This is a genomic window from Limnohabitans planktonicus II-D5, from assembly GCF_001270065.2.
Taxonomy (GTDB): domain Bacteria; phylum Pseudomonadota; class Gammaproteobacteria; order Burkholderiales; family Burkholderiaceae_C; genus Limnohabitans_A; species Limnohabitans_A planktonicus.
Genome location: NZ_LFYT02000023.1, coordinates 56,337 through 72,923 on the forward strand (window position 1 = coordinate 56,337; position 16,587 = coordinate 72,923).

Consider the following 16,587-nt stretch of genomic DNA (forward strand, 5'->3'; position numbering starts at 1 on the left):
CCGGGCCTGTGGGCTCGGAAATCAGCCAGGGCCGGGTGTGCGCCGCAGCGTATGCGGCTGGTGCATGAGCGTCCGGGCTGGCCGCAGGGGAACCGGCCTTGAATAAGGTGAGCGATTGCGGGACACCGTTCAGCAGACTGAGTGCTTGCTGGCTGTGGCCCACCACCAGCGCATGACCCAGGCCCAGCCAACGCTGCGCCATAGGAACCCATTGGGCAAGGTTGATAGATGAGGCAGCTTGCGGGTTCATGCCTGTATCTCAGCCTGGTTCTCGGACTGGTCGACCTGCTGCAGACTCAGCCGCACACCTTGCAGGCGCACACCCAGATGACGGGTGTCGGTTCCGCCGTGTTCTGCAGGGCAGATGACGCTGGGCAATGCCATTCGCAAGTGCCAACCGTCTTGTGTGGCAGGCAACTGCAAAATACCGGTGCTTAACATGGGGTAGAGCTGATCGGCAGGGCCAAACTCGTGCACCAGATCCATCGGCAAAACTTGGCCGTCATCGAGCTGCGCACTCAGCTGCAGGCTGGCCACCAGTTCGGGGGCCATGGCGTCAGCAATCTCAAGTTCAACCAAATATTGACCTGCACCCAGTGGAGGAAATTCCAGCGTGGATTTGGTGTCCGGGCCGCTCCAGCGTCCGTCTGCTTCGGCCTCGTACCAACCATTGCCGTCTGGGGTGCGGCGCATGTCCACCCAAACTTCGGCAGGCGGGTGTTGCAGCCAAAAGTCGACCACGGTTTTGACTTGTTCACGCTGGACCTGATATTTGAGGAAATAATGTTCCAGCTCTTCTTGCACTTCATGCAACTGAACCAACAACAAGTCGCCTTCGTCTTGTGCATCGATCAGTTGTTGCCTGAGTTGAGCTTTTTCATGGTTCAAAGCATCGCATTGAGCAAATGCATGGGCCTTTGCCATTTCTTCAACTTGCTGGGCTTGGCTTTCGGTTACAAAACGAGATTCATAAGCGGCTTCGAACTGGCGCAACTGTTCGACTTCTTTTTCCCCCGAGACATTGGCCAGTGCAAGGTTCTCAAGCTTAATCTGCATTTGATGCAGCTGTGCCAGCAGCTCCTCGCCCTCTTGCTGCTTGTCTAAGTTCAGATCAGCCAATTTTTTGCCAAGTTGATCACTGAGTTGACGCTCGGCTTCAAGTCCGGCTTGTTGCTGGATATATTGATCCAATACCTCATGGGCCATTTGCAGCGGAGGCAAAGAAAACTCCAATGGACCTTGGGCTACAGCTTGGATTTCTTGCCACAGGGTTTGGACTTGAACATTCGCAGCTGTCAAGGGCTCAAGCAACTGGGTCAACACTCGGTTGCCCAAGATTTCCTGCCTCACAGCTTGGGTTTCTTCCTTCGAAGCATTCAAGCCCAAAAACGCTGCGATGCGGTGTATTTGCAACGCATGCACCAACACTGCGTCTGCGCCGAGTGCATAGAAGAGATCAAGCAAATGGCTGTGATGCTCATGCCAGTTTTGCAAGATGCGTTGCAGGTCCTGTGCCCTTGCGTTGTCATGAACAATGACCTGAGCCGCAAAGGCCGTCGGCTCCTCGTACACCAGCACAAAGCGGGTTTCAGGGTCAAAGCGCTGACAAAAGGATGGCGTGTGTTCGCCCAGCGTTTGGCACCAACCATACTGTGCATGGTCCACGTAGCCCAGCATCTGGTCGCTGGCGAGTTCAGTCCAGATCTTTTCCGAGGCTGTGCCTGGGCTTTGCTGGTTGGTGTGTGCGTGTGCCGAGTGACGGGGTTGGCGCAAAGTTTTGAGCATGAGTTGCTGCACCTGCTGGGGTGAGAGCTGCTCACGCCGTGAAGGTGCAGCATCAGACTCACACGCCTTTTGCACAAAAGTCCAAGCTGTCGCTGCTGTTTCTGCGAATGGGGCGATAAGGATAACAATGCTCATGGCGTGGATTCAGCGCTTTGAAGGTGACAGGCGTGCAAACATTTCTGTCCATTGGGGCAGGATGGCATTTTCGGTGTAGCGCTGGCCCATTTGTAGGCCTTGCATGCGTAACTGATCGCGTTGTGTTTGTGACTCTGGCGACAAGAGTTGGCCAATGCTTTGGCTCGCGTCTGCCGCGCTGTAGGCGTTGAAGTAGACCGCTGCCTGGTCATAAATTTCGCGGTGCACCGGAATGTCGGATGCGGCCACAGGACAAGCACATTTCATGGCTTCAACTCCTGAGTAGTCGAATCCCTCTGCCAAGCCAGGGCAGACCGTGGCTTGGGCGTGGGTGTAAAGGGCGCGCAGTTCGGCGGCTGGCACGTTGTTCAGCCAAAAAAGTTCTCCCGCTGCAGCCCAAGGCCTGAAGCTTTGCAATACGGGGCCTTGGTCCCAGCCAGAATTACCCACCACCACCAGCTTCAGCTGCGAGTGGGTGCCGTAACGCAGCATTTCCCAGGCTTGGATGAGCAAAGCGTGGTTTTTGCGCGGCTCAATCGTGCTGACCATGAGCAGGTATTGCATGGGCTTGTCACTGTCCGCAACTTGTTGTGCAAAGGCTTTAGGCAGCTTTGTTTTGACCAAGTCGTCCACCGCCACGCGGTTGCGGATGACTTGGTGCACGATGTGCGGTGGCGAGGGGTCAGGGTAATACTCGTCCGACACGATGTTGGGGATGACCACGCTGCGAGGCTCTGCTTGCGGAAAAATAGTGAGCAAGTCATTTCGGGTGGCGTGCGATATGCAAGAAAACCATGCGCCACGCTTGAGGTTGTCCTTGAGGGCATGGAAGTGCGCTGCCTGGTCAAAGGCTTTGTCGCGCGTGGTGTGGGGCATGAGGATGGGCACCGCATCGTGGTAACGCACCACCATTTGGGTGCTTGGGTCCACACGGCCAGGAAATGGGTTTTGGGTGACGAAGGCGTCAAAACCTTTTGTGTCGATTTGCGCGTAGCTGGGGGTTTGTGAAAACTTCAATCCGTCCAGCCCGGCCTTGTGCATCATTTGCCGGGGCACGCTCAGCACCCGATGGCGGGTTTGCATCAGCTGCGCTTGGCAATCGGCGTTGAGAGTCTTGCTGAAAAAGGTTCGCCATACAAAGTCTTCAAACAAATCGGCTTCGAAGCGGCTGAGCGGCAAGCTCAGTCCCAAATTGGCCCGCAGGCGCAAAAAACCTCTGGAAAAACGCCGCTTGATGTCATAAAGCAACGCTTGCGCAAAGTTGTCGAACGGCTTCTCGTACATGGACACCACAAACTTGGACAAACCGTCAATTTGTTTGTCTTGGCTCCAGTGGTGTTGTTCTGGCAAGGCGGCGCGCAAGCGGCGTCCACCGTGCTGAATGAGGCCTTCCACTTCAAAGCCATTCATCTGCCGCAGGCCCTTGAAAAGCAGGCGGCACTCTTGCGGAATACCGGCATAGCCATCGAGCGCGGGCTTCAAATCGACCAGAACCTTCATGATGCGCTGTCCTCTGGGATAGCCAGGCTGTCCTTGTAAAAAGCGAATGCCAGCTCGTTGTCGTCAAAGCTGTGCAGTTGGCCGTCGACAAGTACCGCCGCATGGTCGCAGTGTTGGCGGATAAAGGCCTCACTGTGGGAGACGATGACCATGGCTTTGTGACCACGTTGACCAAACAGCTGGTGGTTGCAGCGTTCGGTGAAGGTGGAGTCGCCCACGGCGACGACCTCGTCGATCAAGAAGCAATCAAAGTCGATGACCATGGACACGGCAAAGGCCAAACGGGCCATCATGCCGTGAGAGTAACTTTGCACTGGCTCATCAAAGTAGCGGCCAAGCTCGGTGAAGTCTTTCACAAAGCCGAGTTTGTCGTGCCAGTCGACGCCATAAATGCGGCAGACCATTCGCAAGGAATCGCGCCCTGTGAGTGAACCACCAAAACCACTGATGAGGGCCAGCGGCCAGGACACACGCATGCTGCGGGTGATGCGGCCGCTGCTGGGTTTTTCGGCACCGCCAATAAGGCGAATGAGGGTGGACTTGCCTGAACCGTTGCGCCCCAAAATGCCCAACTTTTCTCCCGGCCGAACCCTTAGGTTAATGCCTTGCAGCACGGTGCGCATGCCTTCTCGCATGGGGTATTGCTTGCTGACGTTGTGCAACTCAATCATGGCTCAACGCCCCTGCGGGTGAGATCATGGACTTGGACCAGTGCGAAAAGCGTTAAAAAGGTGTTGCACACCAGTACATAGCCGATGTCGTATTGGGCCTTGAACATGCTGCCAAAGAAGCCATCGCGGATCAACTCGACGCAATGCACCACAGGCATCAGCAGCACGACATCTTGTGCTGCAGGTGGCAAACTTTCCACCAAAAACACTGCGCCAGACAATGGAATAAAAATGTACGAAACAGGTGACCAAATCTTGTACACCAGACTCGACCTTTCGGAGGCTGCGCCGATCCACAAGGACACAGCAAAGCTGAACCAGAAGAGCAGCAGCCAACCAATCAGCACGGCCAGCACGTCTTCAGGGCCAGGCATCCACCCCAGCATCCACGCCGCAAACGCGAGCACAATAAACGAGACAGTGGCACCCAATCCTTCAAGCACCGTGCGCGCGATGTAAACATCAAAAATTTGCACTGGGCGATGGGTCAGCAAGGCTGCATTGGGTGCAATAGCCCCAATGGCACGGCCTGGCATGTTGCGCCAAAGCATGATGGTGGAGTAACCGGTGATGCCAAAGGCCACGATGGAGATGCCACTGCCCTTGTGGAGGCCCGTAGCTGTCCACAAGGCCACCACGGCTAAAGTGAACATCATCGGCTCCAGAAAAAGCCACAAAAACCCAATGTTGTGCCGGCCGTAGCGCGTAAGCATTTCGCGAAGCATTAGTGCATGTAACACTCGCATCTGGATGCGAAGACTTTGTTTGAAGCTACTCATGGACGTTGTGTCAGTCTTGGTGTTCGCGCACACCGGCAACCAGCATGCTCAGAATGCCCCAAGCCACAAGACACAGGACCAGCGTGGCAAGTATGTTGCGTACACGCCGCGGCTCCTGTGCCACATCGGGCAAGCTCGGTTGTGCAATGCGCTCCAGATAGACCTGCTGGCGTTGGGCTTCGCTGCGTGCGCTTTCAAGGCTGATCAAGGCGCTGGCCAATTGTTTATTGGCCAAGTCAGATTCCAGTGCCAGCCGCTGAAACTCTGCTGCCTTGTTGGACAATGATTTGGGGTCGCCTGTGGCTTTACCGGTTTCTTTGGCAATCTCTGCGCGCAGGGTTTTAGCCCGGTTTTCAAGTGAGGGTATTTGAGGGTTTTGTGGGGTGAAGACCTTGAGCTGAGACAGCTGGGTGGTGGTGGCGATCAGTTCGTCATGGATCTTGGCCACTTGTTGCAGCTGGGCGGCGGCTTGTCGCTCTGGATCGAGCACGCCTTGCCGATTTCGGAACACCGACAATGCCAGCGCTGCCGTTTTGGCATTTTGAGCGGCCTGATCCACTTCGGCTTTGGCAAAACGGATCAGGTCTTGACGACCCCGCTCGTTCAGCCGGTTGACCAAGGCCTCGCTGCGCTTGAGCAGGATTTGGTTAGCGCGCAAAGCATCTTGGGCGGTGAAGGCTTTGACGCTCAAGGTGCTGATGGCGGTGGCCGAGTCAGTCATGACAGCGACCTTTTTTTGGTAATAACGGTGCAGAGCTTCAAAACTGTCATCACCATCCAGTCCGGCAAACCGGTTGACCACATCCACTTGCTCGCTGGCATATGCTTTGTCCAGTCCAATCTCGGCTTTGAGCACGGCCAATGCGTCACGACTGAGGATGTAGTTTTGGACGGTGTAGCTTTCATCACGCGCACTGGAAAAGCCAGCCCCCTTGAGCAGCACGCCCAGAGTGCTGGACGATGGCTTTTCGTGGCTGCGCACCACAAAGCTGCTTTCGGAGGTATACACGTCTGAGGCCCAGTAGCCAAAATACACAGTAGCCAACAAACTGGGCAGAACCACAGTCAGCACAAACAGTGCATTCAGTTTTTTCAGAAAGTGAGGCTTGAAATCTGACATAAGAGGGGCTTAAACGCGACCGTATTGGTCAGAAAAGCGGACGATGTCATATTCGCCCAAGTACTGGCCGCTCTCCACTTCGATCATCACGAGGTCAATAACCCCAGGCTTGCGAAGGCGGTGGTAGTGTCAAGCCGGGATGAAGGTGGACTGGTTGGTGTGGGGCATGGTTTCTTGCTCGCCGTTTTGTACGACGGCGGTGCCGCTGACCACGATCCAGTGTTCGCTGCGGTTAGGTATTCCTCCAGCGTTTTGAAGAGCAGTTCCTGGTTGGTGATCGTGAGGACTTCGGTCACGCCGGGCAAGGCCAGGCCGCGCAAATTGGCTTTTTGCAACAGGCTTTCACCTTCTGCCAGGCGCATGAAGGGTTTGGGGTGTGTTTCTTGCGACACTGGCCACAGACGTGAACCGGCACCACCGCAAAGAATGACGGGAATGATCAGGATGGTGTCTTTAAAGCAGTGCGGCCGGACAACAGGCCAGAGCACGAAATAACGTAAGCCACTTTGGATGAAGCTGAGGAGGCGGGAGCCGAGGCATGGGCCAGCACTTCGTCCCAAAGAAGTGGCTCGTTCCTGAAGGCGTACACACTGGCCGGTGCCTGGGTGAGGTTTTTCATTTGCGTCAAAAAATGGGCGGTGATTTCCGGGCTGGCTGGTTTGGCTTGTTGCCAGAATTCGTCCAACTCACCCATGAAGCTGAGCTGCGGTTGCTTGTAGGGCGCATCGCCCAACACCATGAGCGGCGCCCCCCGCTCAAGCGCTTGCAGGCCCACGGTGCTGTTGATGACCACCACACCAGCCGAGTGTTGGGCCAGGTCAGGGGTGTCGCCTTCGACCAAGTGGTGCACTCGCTGGGAAATGCCCAAATCATCAGCCAGGCCGCCAATGAGTTCGCTGTGGCCGGGGCCGCCGCGCACATGCGGGTGCTGCCTGAAGACCAGCAGGCTGCGCGCCGGAGCATGCTGTGCAAAAGACTCCATGACGCGGATGACAAATTCGGCGTTGTTGGCAAAGTTGCTGTGGTGCAAAATTTGCGCATCGCCATCGTGCTGCAAGGGCACAAAGTAATAAGGATGGATCGCTTTTTGGGCAAAGAGCTTCTGCTGCAAGCGGTGGCTGGGCCGCAAATGCTTGAGTTTGCGCAGCCACGACCGAACCCAAAAGAAGGCGTAGTAGCTGGGCTGGCTGATGCGGTGATGCTGGTAGTGGGCAAATTCGTGCCGCGCATCCCACAGGGCTTGGTAGTGGCGGCTGGCTTGCCAGGCCATTTTTTGGAAATGATGGGGCGTGATGTCGGGGGCAATGGATGCCGCATCGGGTTCCGGGTGCCAAATGTAGCGGGCCATGGTTTCAGAAAATCCGTTGACCCCGCCCAGCTCCATAGTGATGTAGCCCGGCCGAAAGTAACCTTCTTCCAGCACCACCACGGGCAAGCCCTGGCTTTTGCAGAGGTCTATGGCCACTTGGTGATAACGACGGGACTGACCAAACAAAACCACACAGTCGATCTGGTGGTCTTGCAGCAATTGTTTGAAAAACGCAGGCCAGTCTTGCAGGCTGTGCCTGAAGACGATGGGCTTGAGAACTTGGCTGTCATGAACATCCCCACCCTGCAAAGCCAATCGCCGAACTTGTGCGCCATGCTGAACGAGCCATTTGGCCAGCCGGTCAAAAAACGCACCCATAGGGCCCTGTAAAAGCAACACGCTTTGGGCTTCCTGCAAGCATCGCAAAGCTGGGTTACAGGATATTGGCACTTGCAGTTCTGACACGTAGGCGGTCTGGCTTGATTCAAAACACCTTTGAGTTAGTTGCATGATTTTCGTTACTGAAAAAAACAAAAAAACAATTGCTACCGCAGGGTTTTAAAACCGATAAAGATGACAAATACGCCCAAATTGTAGCTTGTGTAACATAAAAATGTTTTTTTGTTACGATTTTTTTTGAGTGAAAGTTTAGAGTTGCAGGCTATGCCAGATAACCAAAACGACGAGATCAAGGCATTCACTCGTCGTATTGAGAAGCTTCTGCTGAAAACTGAAGCACCTTGAGCCCAACAGTATTGGCCAGAGGTTTCAACCTCAGATAGAGAGGGGGGCCAGTGACTGACAACGCCATTCGAAAGTGGCTGATGGGGCAAGCCATACCTACGATGGACAAGCTCGCTGTTCTGGCGAACATGCTCAATACCTCTCAGGATTGGCTCCGATGGAGGGACTTGTCATTGAATGAACTTGATGACTTCAGTTACGCCAGTTTAGTGTTGCACTCTTGACAATACATAAATGATCTCCATCAATATCGTATTGTTTTTGCCAGTATGGATGACCAAGATGCGCATAGCCCCCACGTCAGGCATCTCAATGATGTCTTTGATCGCAGCACAGGCTTGTGCGTGGTTGCACAAATAACGCGATTCCTCGCGCATGTCGTCTTGTATGGTGCGCACCAGCACAACGGCCAGATAGAGCACATGGCTTGTCAAGTCAGGGTAACGCCAAACCGACTTCGCCATGGCCTGCCCCTTGAACACAAAGTACGAGCGGATGCCATCGGGTAGCCGATGGGCGTGGGCACAAACTCGCAGGTTCCGGCCAACGCCCCCATCAAGGGTCGCGAGATTGAGTCCAACACGCTGTTGTAGGCACGCCGCTCAGCCGGATCCCAGCTGATCAAGGACGAAACAGGCAGGATCATCGGTTCTTTGACCACACCATCAGGGCGCAACACATCGCTCACCCAAAAGCGGAGAACCCGCCCGTTGCAGTCGGCCAGCGCGTGAATGTACACAAAGCCAAAAGACATGACCGCGCTGGACATCACCGCCGATTGCCCCTGCGTGCGCTCCCAAAAAACCGACAGCCCGTGGAGCATGGACTGCATATCGTGCGCTGGCGGGGCCACGTAGTGAACCAACTCTTGATAACGCACCACTTCACCCATAAACACGGGCGATTGAGGAACCCCAACCGTTACATCGTGTTGCGGCGACCCAAATTATCGGATTGCAGCTACGCCAACACAGGGTCATTGAGCGCCAAGTCCCCCTGCCCCATTCGCCTGGCCAATACATCGGCAAACCGCTGAATACGGTCGGACTGATCCGCCTCGCCCTCCATGGCAAAGCTCGACTTGCTTCCGCGCAGCGTCATCCAGACCGCCGAGCGCATCTGCACATCTGCACATCTTCACCAAACTCCGATGCCAGCTCATCCAGCAGGCCTCGAATGTCGACCGCTGCCGCAGCATCGAGTTCGCTGGTCTTGCGCACCAAGGGGCAAAAAGCGGGCGTACCGGGCAGGTTGTCGCGCACTCGCCAGCGGCGGTTCGGCACAGACCTGTCGGGGGATGCTGCGACCAGCTTGCGCTCGTCCAGCACGTCCACATAAGTGCCTGCCATGCTGGCATTCACTGCCAGCTACCGCCCCGTCAGCCACTCGTACAAAAAACCAATCCTTCTGGCGTATTGACAGCTGGGTTCGTCGTCGATCCAAGCCACCAGTTCGGCTGAGTTGATCCGATCAAACAAGCGACTGAGCAATTAGATGTGCATCACCTTGTGCTTGAGATGAAAGGTCAAGTGCCCACACGCAAAATGGCACCGGGTCGCATGGCCTCAACAAAGGTCTCGGTCTTGATGCCATCGGCCAACTCAGAGGTGCGGCTGCCGCCCACACTGCTGCGCACGGCCAAAGGCATGCCGTACCATGCCAACAACCACGCATCATCCAGAAGATTGGAAATCCAAGCTTGATTGTGCGCAAAAAGATGTTTTAACGCACAAAAACATGTTTATCTACCAAATTTTGAGAAAAAATAATCTTTAAAGATCATTTAGATTTGAGGTTGTGACGGCAGTTGGGTCATGCGATCGGTCAATCTTGATTCAACACCGACAGTCACACAATCGGCACTGTCAATACTGAAGGCGCCGAGCTGTCAATGTCCGCTGAAGGCAGTGATGCTCCGGCAGGCACCATGTCGCCACAGCGCCAAGGTGCCCATCAGCCCTTCTTGGCCACCAACGTCAAGATGTCGTAGCTGGCCACCAGTTCGCCGAGCTGGTTGCTCACTTCCACGTCCCAGGCGACCACGCCTTGACCCACGCCGTTGGCGTCTTTCTTGTTGCGGTCGATCTTGCGCTTGGCCGTCAGGCGTGCCTGGATGGTGTCGCCAATGCCCACGGGCTTGATGAAGCGCAGGGTGTCCAGACCGTAGTTGGCCAGCACTGGGCCCGGCGCAGGCGAGACGAAGAGGCCGGCAGCGGCCGACAACACGAAGTAGCCGTGAGCGATGCGCTTGCCGAAAGGAGAATCCTTGGCGGCGATCTCGTCGAAGTGCATGTAGAAATAGTCGCCCGACAGGCCACCAAAGGCCACGATGTCGGCCTCGCCCACAGTGCGGCGGTGGGTCAGCAGACTCTCGCCGATTTGCAGGTCTTCAAAGTAGCGGCGGAAGGGGTGAACATCCGTTTCAATCAGCTTGGCACCACGCATGTACTCGCCCGTGACGGCGGCGATCATGGTGGGTGAGCCTTGCAGCGCGGTGCGCTGCATCAGGTGCTTGACGGCACGGATGCCGCCGAGTTCTTCACCGCCACCTGCACGGCCGGGGCCTCCGTGCTTGAGTGACGGCAGCGGTGAGCCGTGGCCCGTTGACTCGACGGAAGATTCCCGGTCGAGGATGTGCAGGCGTCCATGCGAAGCGGCAGCCACCGGGATCACACGGGCAGCGATTTGCGGGTCTTTGGTGACCAGCGTGCCGACCAGGCTGCCTTGGCCGCGAGCGGCCAGCTGCAGGGCTTCGTCCATGCCGTCATAAGGCATGAGCGTGCTCACGGGGCCAAAGGCTTCCACGTCGTGCACGCTGTCGGTTTGCAAGGGCTTTTGGCACAGCAGCAACGTGGGCTGGAAGAACGCGCCTTGGGCAACGCCCTCGCCCACCGGGCTGAAATCGGCACCACCGCCAAACACCAGCTCCGCGCTTTGGCGCAGCAGCGCCACGCGCTCGGCCACGTCGGCCTGCTGCGAATGTGAGGCCAAAGCGCCCATCTTCACGCCTTCCACCGAGGGATCACCCACCACCACCTTGGCCAGACGGGCCTTGAGCTTTTCAACGACGGCGTCCAGATGCTGGCGCGGCACGATGGCGCGGCGAATCGCCGTGCACTTTTGACCGGCTTTCACGGTCATCTCGCGGGCGACTTCTTTCACGAACAGGTCAAACTCTTCGTCGTCGGGCGTCACATCGGGCGCGAGGATGGCGCAGTTGAGCGAGTCGGCTTCGGCGTTGAAGGGGATGCTGTGCTTGACCACATTGGGGTGCACACGCAGCATGGCGGCCGTGTCGGCCGAGCCGGTGAAAGTGACTACGTCCTGGCCGTTCAGGCGGTCGAGCAGGTCACCCGTGGAGCCGATCACCAGCTGGAGCGAACCAGCAGGCAGAATGCCCGATTGCTCGACCAAGCGCACCATGGCCTCGGTCAGGTAGCTGGTCGATGATGCGGGTTTGCCGATGCAGGGCATGCCCGCCAAAAAGGTCGGCGCGAACTTTTCCAAGAGGCCCCAGATGGGGAAGTTGAACGCGTTGATGTGCACCGCGATGCCGCCGCGTGGCACCAAAATGTGCGTGCCCGCAAAGCCGCCTTTTTTGCCCAGCGGGAAAGCTGGGCCTTCGTGGATCAGGTTGCCGCTGGGCAGTTCGTTGCTGCCCATGCTGGAATACGCGAACAAAGTGCCTGCACCGCCTTCGATGTCCACCCAACTGTCTGCGCGCGTGGCACCGCTGTGGGCCGAGATGGCGTAGAGCTGCTCTTTGTGCTCGCCGATGTATTTAGCCAGGGCCTTCAGGCGCTGGGCGCGTTCCTGAAAATCGAGCTTGAGCAAGTTGGGCAGGCCCACGGTGCGGGCGTAATGCACCGCGTCGCCAAAATCGATGGCTTCGGCATGGGTTTGGTACACGGTCTGACCGTTGAGGGCGCTGCGCAGGGCTTGTGCGCCTTGTTGGCCGATCCATTGGCCACCGATGAAACTTTGCAGGACTTGGGACATGAGCAGGTGCTTTCTGAAAAAAAACAAAGCTCGGTCCATCATAATTAACCAACCGAGCGGTCGGTTAATTTTAATCGGTTTATTTGCAACCCCAAGTCCAATAGAGCAAGGGTTTCCCCTTGTGTCCATTGAATTGCACCCGCAGTGGGGCGGCCACCAGCCCAGACGTGGTGTTCGTCGGCCAAATGACGATGCTGAACCCACCGACCTTCAAGGCCCCCGATCAAACCACCGGGAGTGCGGTCAATCCAGAGGCCGTGTTGGAGATGAGGACTTGGCCCTTGCGTCTTCATCCAGAACCATCCTCTGCCGTGTCTGAGGCAACAACTGGAAACCGTCATCGAACCGATGAACCAAGTCCGATGGACAGGACTCGACCGACCAGGCGGGGTACGAGCAAAGCCCGCCCTCAATCGATGGTGGCACCAGAGGCCTTGACGATTTTGGCCCAGCGCGGCAAATCTTCACGAACCAGGTTGGCAAACTGTTCTTGCGAGGATTTGAAGGGCTCACAGCCCACCGCCGCCAAGCGCTCCTGAACGTCTTTGGACTCCAGCGCTTTGGCAATTTCAGCATTGAGCTGGGCCACGATGGTTTTGGGCGTGCCCGCCGGGACAAACAGGCCATACCAGGGCGTGGCACCAAAGCCTTTGAGGGTTTCACCCATGGTGGGTACATCAGGTAAGGCGGGCAGGCGTTGCGGGTTGACGACGCCAAGGACCTTGATCTTGCCGCTGCGGATAAATGCAATCGAAGAAGGCAAACTCTGCACCGAAACCTGGACTTGCCCTGCGACCAGATCCGTCACTGCCGCCGCAGAACCTTTGTAAGGCACATGCACCAGGTCAATGCCTGCCGCCTTGCCCAACATTTCACCGATCAGGTGGTTCAGCGTGCCGTTGCCTGCAGAACCGATGTTGATCTTGCCCGGTTGCTGTTTGGCCAAAGCAATCAATTCGGCGGTGTTTTTGGCCGGGAAATTCGGATGGGCGACCAGCACATAGCCTGCCGTGGCCACAGTGCCAACCGCCTCGAAGTCCTTGATCGGATCAAAACCCGTGTTTTTGTAAAGGGACGGATTGATGACCATGGAGCTGTCAGCCGTGATCATCAGCGTATAGCCATCGGCCTTGGCACGCGCAACCGCCACCGTGCCCACGTTACCGCCCGCCCCAGTGCGGTTGTCCACTACGAAAGACTGGCCCATTTGCTCGGACAGCTTTTGTGCAATGACGCGGGCAATGGCATCGTTGGCACCACCGGCCGCTTGAGGCACCACCACCGTAACGACTTTGCTCGGATATTTGTCTTGCGCCAAAGCCGGGCCCATCAAGGACAGTGACAAGGCCAGTGCCAGCAGGTTTCGGCGTTGTCGTGTGCGTTGATTAGTCATGAATATTTTCCTTGTGGATAGCAGTCTCATGTATTCTGTCCGGGAGCGGACAGGCAATTCAGTTGGACAAGGATGCGGGCACATCGTTCATGGAGGCATTGAGTCGGCTGCCTCATAGGCGTTGCATGCACTGGGGATGATTCACTCGGCACCCAAGGCTTCTATTGGAACCAGAAGACGAAAAAAAGCACTTAGCGTTTGCGCTAAGTGCTTTTTTGTTGGCTTGTTTTGGTGGGCGATACATGGATCGAACATGTGACCCCTGCAGTGTGAAAACGCCAACATTTCACCTTTTTTCCCTTTAAAAACAACAACTTAGCTAGTCGTCCCTGAAAAATTCACTTTCAGACCAGGGTCAAGTTCATTGATCCGGACTTGACAGAGGGACCCATAAAAAACTGCCGCAATCGTTGGCCCAACGCCCCCAAACCGGTGGACAAAAGCAGGCGCAAAAAAAGGCTGATGCCCTTTTTTACGATCATGCGCAGCAGCCACCGAATGTTGTAACCGGCTGCGCACAGCACCGCGTGCAAACTGTCGCCCAGTGACCCTTTCAGGTGGCACCGGTTCATTCGGTGATCTGCTTTCAAGTGTCCAATGATGGGCTCGATGGCTTGTCGGCGCTTGAGATCTTTTTTGTCTTCATCCGTCAGACTTTTGAATTTGCCCCGGTGCTTGATGTCTATGTCGGGGTTGGCTTTGTCCACCCCCCGGTAACCTAGGTCAACGATCGCCTTGTGCGGCTTGGTGTCCAGGGCTTGCATGAGGATGCTGGCCTGTTCCACTTGCTCGCTGAGCGTGTGCCCATCGTACGGATTGCCTGGGAAGGCTCTGGCACCCACGATCAAAGTGCCTTGGAGTGTGGTGGCAATGCCCACCTTCACACCAAATTCATACGGGTTGCGGCTTTTGCCTTTGGAGATGCACTCCACTTCCGGGGCGTGCCAGCTGTACAGCTTGGGTTGTTTGTCTTGCGCCTTTTTGCTGCGCGACTGGGCGATCAGCCTTTTGGCTTTGTCGATGCTCACGCCCAAGGCCTCTTGAACGGCTTGGCTCAAGGGCGTCATCTTGCGTGAGATCTCGCGGTGCAATCGGCCCACGATGGTGGCTTGGCGTTTGATGGCCTTGCGCATGCGTTTGAACTGGCGGGCATGGGCGTAGCGCCCAGCCTTGTAGCCCAGCAGTTGTCCCTCTTTGGCGTAGGTTTGCTTGAGCTCGATGCCCTGGGCCTTGGCCGCTTCGACCAGTTTGACGCGAGCGGTCTCCAACAACTTGCTGTCGGTGGGGTGGGCGATGGCTTTCTCTTGAACGGTGGAGTCGACAATGATTTGACTGAGCTCTTTCTTGGCAATCAGCTTCAAGGTCACGGCAACCTCTACCGTGCGGGCCAGGAGTTCCTCGACGCCTTCTTCGCCAAGCAGTTTGCGGAACTTGACCAATTGGGTCGGGTCGCAAGGCCAGCGGTGCTCAAAGTATTCGTTGCCAGAAAAGTACTGCCAAGTGGGTGTCTCGCCCCAGCGCTGGATGAGGTCTTCATCGCTTTCGTTGAAGGCGTATTTGAGGTACAGCAGGGCGACCATCAGGCGGGTGGGCAAGCGGGGGCGACCGGCTTTGGAGACGCCAGCACCGGCAATCACTTCGGTCGTGCCAAACAAGTCTGAGTCTTCGATCTTCTTGCCAGCGCGCACTTGGCGGGCAAAGAGGTGGGCCAGAGAAGCTTCGATTTCTTGCCAAGGCATGCGGTTGGCCAAAACGGCCAATGGATGACGCAGATCGATCATTTGATCGAGGCGGTTGCGAAAGAAATCGGCGGTGATGGACATATGGGCCTCAATAACTCCCAGAAAACAGGCTCCATTGAATATTAATATGGGAGTTTTGAACATTGGGAATGACCCTGAAAGCTAGCATTCATGCGGGTTTCAGGGGTTTATCAGGGACGACTAGCTATTTTTAACAGGATCAAAGTAGTATACTTGTAGTATACCCATGTAATTAAAAAGTGATATTTGAAATTCACTTCTGTGACACCAGCTGTAAAACAGTGTCATTTCTTTTTACGGTGCTAGTTTTTTAAGCACCATCAGACCTCTGATTGTGGCTCAGAAATGGCTCAATGTATATAGAGTATCGATTTATAAAAGTAACTAGCCCTAGTTTCAAAACGTCAAACCTAGCCTATTGACAATCCGAGGTTATGAGTCAAAGCCTAAGCAATGCTCGAAATGCTAATTATGTAAATTTTTTTAATAATGGCTCTAAGACCGAATTACCCATCCACTCAACATGATTTCGTGAATCATCCTCCGCTGTATCGAATCCATGATCAAAGTGCAGACCGCTATGCAATCCCAATAAATATCTAGCGTGCTGTTTTGTGTTCGAATCTTTCTTCGTTGGATGACATGCGACATCAATATTTTTTATTCCTAGTTCATCAACCAAATTTTGAAGATCCTCCTGAAGGTATTCAGCACCATATACTTGATTAACGGGCTCATAAAAAATCTCAAAGCACTCAACAAATCGTCCTTTTTGAGCGATTTTCAACATTTCTTTTACAACATTTCTACGCCTATCTGGTTGCCAATTGGTCTTATATTGTGGCAAGAACCTAAACGTAATAAACGGATCAACAAGTACAACTTTACGAGATCTCAATAAAATTGGACTTGAAATCTTCCCATATGCAAAGGCAGTTCTTGGAATCAAATCTCCACGGCAATCACGAAACGCATTCGGATCAAGAAGAATTTTATCGATTTGGTCGATGATTTTTGATTTTTCAGTTGATGAACCTATAAGTCTCACTACTTCTTCACGAATAAATGCAGAGTTTTCGACCCAAGTTAAATTGGCTCTTCGTCATTCCGTGTGGAACTTGACTTGAAAAATACAATGCAGTAACCGAGCCCGGTGGTGTTTGTTGGCCACAGGCGCAGTCGGCTGCTCACAAATCCTGATGGCGGATGTCCGTTCATCAACTGAAGATCCGTAAATGGCTATTGGAATCGAATCTTTGTTCACCAGTGCGCTGGGCTTGTCTGCCCCGTGGCGCGTTGAAAACGTCAACCTCGACATGGCCCGCCGTCGCATTGACTTTGATCTCACCTGCGATGCCAAACGTCTGGCCTGCCCCGTGTGTGGCTTGC

At 55.2% G+C, this 16,587-nt stretch carries 14 protein-coding genes and 2 pseudogenes; all 16 read right to left on the reverse strand.

Features of this window, described 5'->3' with window-relative positions; all coding sequences use genetic code 11:
* Positions 1-246: 246 nt before the first annotated feature.
* Complete coding sequence (locus H663_RS35700; protein WP_133240047.1) at positions 247-1,920, reverse strand: hypothetical protein; 1,674 nt, start codon at positions 1,918-1,920, stop codon at positions 247-249.
* A gap of 9 nt (positions 1,921-1,929) precedes the next feature.
* Positions 1,930-3,420: a glycosyltransferase family 4 protein gene (locus H663_RS35705; RefSeq protein WP_053175562.1), complete on the reverse strand. Its 1,491-nt coding sequence runs from the start codon at positions 3,418-3,420 to the stop codon at positions 1,930-1,932.
* Entirely contained in the window at positions 3,417-4,091 is a 675-nt protein-coding gene (locus H663_RS35710) for an ABC transporter ATP-binding protein (RefSeq protein ID WP_053175559.1), read from the reverse strand. Before H663_RS35710 ends, H663_RS35705 begins: the two co-directional genes overlap by 4 nt.
* Complete coding sequence (locus H663_RS35715; RefSeq protein WP_053175557.1) at positions 4,088-4,870, reverse strand: ABC transporter permease; 783 nt, start codon at positions 4,868-4,870, stop codon at positions 4,088-4,090. Before H663_RS35715 ends, H663_RS35710 begins: the two co-directional genes overlap by 4 nt.
* 10 nt (positions 4,871-4,880) lie before the next feature.
* Complete coding sequence (locus H663_RS35720) at positions 4,881-5,990, reverse strand: KpsE/RkpR family capsule polysaccharide export protein (RefSeq protein ID WP_053175554.1); 1,110 nt, start codon at positions 5,988-5,990, stop codon at positions 4,881-4,883.
* A 9-nt stretch (positions 5,991-5,999) separates the two neighbouring features.
* Positions 6,000-6,224 (reverse strand): annotated as a pseudogene (locus tag H663_RS35725) (cupin domain-containing protein); the annotation flags it as partial.
* A gap of 56 nt (positions 6,225-6,280) precedes the next feature.
* A pseudogene (locus H663_RS42480) lies at positions 6,281-6,478 on the reverse strand (sugar phosphate nucleotidyltransferase); the annotation flags it as partial.
* Positions 6,430-7,698: a capsular biosynthesis protein gene (locus H663_RS35735; RefSeq protein WP_240620547.1), complete on the reverse strand. Its 1,269-nt coding sequence runs from the start codon at positions 7,696-7,698 to the stop codon at positions 6,430-6,432. The gene H663_RS35735 and the pseudogene H663_RS42480, both read right to left, overlap by 49 nt.
* A 551-nt stretch (positions 7,699-8,249) precedes the next feature.
* Positions 8,250-8,507 carry a hypothetical protein gene (locus H663_RS35740; RefSeq protein WP_133240048.1) on the reverse strand — a complete coding sequence of 86 codons (258 nt, stop codon included), beginning with the start codon at positions 8,505-8,507 and terminating at the stop codon, positions 8,250-8,252.
* Positions 8,474-8,935, reverse strand: coding sequence for a Fic family protein (locus tag H663_RS35745; RefSeq protein WP_053175543.1), 462 nt, complete (start codon positions 8,933-8,935; stop codon positions 8,474-8,476). Before H663_RS35745 ends, H663_RS35740 begins: the two co-directional genes overlap by 34 nt.
* A 205-nt stretch (positions 8,936-9,140) precedes the next feature.
* On the reverse strand, positions 9,141-9,392 hold the full coding sequence (locus tag H663_RS35750; RefSeq protein WP_133240050.1) for a hypothetical protein: 252 nt from the start codon (positions 9,390-9,392) through the stop codon (positions 9,141-9,143).
* Positions 9,393-9,568: 176 nt separating this feature from the next.
* Positions 9,569-9,709, reverse strand: coding sequence for a hypothetical protein (locus H663_RS41680; RefSeq protein WP_165803935.1), 141 nt, complete (start codon positions 9,707-9,709; stop codon positions 9,569-9,571).
* Positions 9,710-9,996: 287 nt separating this feature from the next.
* A complete protein-coding gene (gene paaZ, locus H663_RS35755; RefSeq protein WP_053176903.1) occupies positions 9,997-12,042 on the reverse strand; it encodes a phenylacetic acid degradation bifunctional protein PaaZ in 2,046 nt (681 codons plus the stop codon).
* Positions 12,043-12,451: 409 nt separating this feature from the next.
* Complete coding sequence (locus H663_RS35760) at positions 12,452-13,435, reverse strand: Bug family tripartite tricarboxylate transporter substrate binding protein (RefSeq protein ID WP_053175537.1); 984 nt, start codon at positions 13,433-13,435, stop codon at positions 12,452-12,454.
* A gap of 344 nt (positions 13,436-13,779) precedes the next feature.
* Positions 13,780-15,258: an IS5 family transposase gene (locus H663_RS35765; protein WP_240620548.1), complete on the reverse strand. Its 1,479-nt coding sequence runs from the start codon at positions 15,256-15,258 to the stop codon at positions 13,780-13,782.
* Between the two features lie 409 nt (positions 15,259-15,667).
* Positions 15,668-16,246: a hypothetical protein gene (locus H663_RS41385; RefSeq protein WP_133240051.1), complete on the reverse strand. Its 579-nt coding sequence runs from the start codon at positions 16,244-16,246 to the stop codon at positions 15,668-15,670.
* Positions 16,247-16,587: the final 341 nt, after the last annotated feature.

What these genes read in the sequence shown, in the direction of transcription:
- H663_RS35760 (WP_053175537.1), bottom strand. Translation starts at nt 13,435, where the DNA reads ATGACTAATCAACGCACACGACAACGCCGAAACCTGCTGGCACTGGCC.
- H663_RS35715 (WP_053175557.1), bottom strand. Translation starts at nt 4,870, where the DNA reads ATGAGTAGCTTCAAACAAAGTCTTCGCATCCAGATGCGAGTGTTACAT.
- H663_RS35750 (WP_133240050.1), bottom strand. Translation starts at nt 9,392, where the DNA reads ATGGCAGGCACTTATGTGGACGTGCTGGACGAGCGCAAGCTGGTCGCA.
- H663_RS35740 (WP_133240048.1), bottom strand. Translation starts at nt 8,507, where the DNA reads ATGGCGAAGTCGGTTTGGCGTTACCCTGACTTGACAAGCCATGTGCTC.
- paaZ (WP_053176903.1), bottom strand. Translation starts at nt 12,042, where the DNA reads ATGTCCCAAGTCCTGCAAAGTTTCATCGGTGGCCAATGGATCGGCCAA.
- H663_RS35700 (WP_133240047.1), bottom strand. Translation starts at nt 1,920, where the DNA reads ATGAGCATTGTTATCCTTATCGCCCCATTCGCAGAAACAGCAGCGACA.
- H663_RS35710 (WP_053175559.1), bottom strand. Translation starts at nt 4,091, where the DNA reads ATGATTGAGTTGCACAACGTCAGCAAGCAATACCCCATGCGAGAAGGC.
- H663_RS35745 (WP_053175543.1), bottom strand. Translation starts at nt 8,935, where the DNA reads ATGGGTGAAGTGGTGCGTTATCAAGAGTTGGTTCACTACGTGGCCCCG.
- H663_RS35765 (WP_240620548.1), bottom strand. Translation starts at nt 15,258, where the DNA reads ATGTCCATCACCGCCGATTTCTTTCGCAACCGCCTCGATCAAATGATC.
- H663_RS35720 (WP_053175554.1), bottom strand. Translation starts at nt 5,990, where the DNA reads ATGTCAGATTTCAAGCCTCACTTTCTGAAAAAACTGAATGCACTGTTT.
- H663_RS35705 (WP_053175562.1), bottom strand. Translation starts at nt 3,420, where the DNA reads ATGAAGGTTCTGGTCGATTTGAAGCCCGCGCTCGATGGCTATGCCGGT.